At 65.6% G+C, this 660-nt stretch carries 2 protein-coding genes; both read right to left on the reverse strand.

Annotated elements, in window-relative coordinates; genetic code table 11:
• Positions 1 to 428, reverse strand: a 428-nt coding sequence (locus AC2JF9_RS08130; protein ID WP_500726790.1) for a phytanoyl-CoA dioxygenase family protein, incomplete at its 3' end; no start/stop codon positions are given.
• Between the two features lie 19 nt (positions 429 to 447).
• Positions 448 to 660, reverse strand: a 213-nt coding sequence (locus tag AC2JF9_RS08135; protein WP_500726792.1) for a hypothetical protein, incomplete at its 5' end; no start/stop codon positions are given.

Here is a 660-nt window from a genome sequence, read left to right on the forward strand (position 1 = left end):
GTATAGCGGGTGAACGGCCACATCACGTTGACGAGATATTCGACCTCGCCGACCTCGCCGCGCCACATGTCCTGGTCGCGGTGCGGCAGCTGGGGAAGGGCGCCCGGATGGAGCGCGATCGCTTGGGTGAGATTGAGCTGGATGGTGTCGCACCAGGGAGAGAGGACGCGCTCGACAATACCGGTGATCAGCGGGTGCATGACCACAGCCTCGGCATGACCGGAGCGGACGAGCAGGCGGCCGAACCTTTTCGTCCGCGCCCCATAGAAGCCGCCCTCGCAGAAGGGTGTCCGCTCGAAATCCGCGGCAAGGTCACGGTCGAGAGCCTGGACCGTGTCGGTGAGCAGGTCGGGGATGACGCAATAGCCGTCGACGAGCAGGCGCTCGGTCCAGCGGTCGGTCTCGGGGTGAATCTGGCAGATGTTCATGTCAGGTTTCCAATCTGGTTCAGGCGGCTTCGAGCGTGTCGGAAAGGTCGAGCGCCGGCGCTGTGTAGATGCCGTTCCGGGCGAGCAGCGTCGGCGTCTCCGCGGATATGTCGATCCGCAGCGCGCCGAGCATCTTGCCGTCTCTGATCCGCGGGAGGCCGAGCGGGCGGCACACCCAGCCGAACGCCAGGATCTGCTGCAGCCATGCCATCTCGGCGATGCCGGTGTAGGT

Source organism: Lactobacillus sp. C449L (assembly GCF_059900815.1).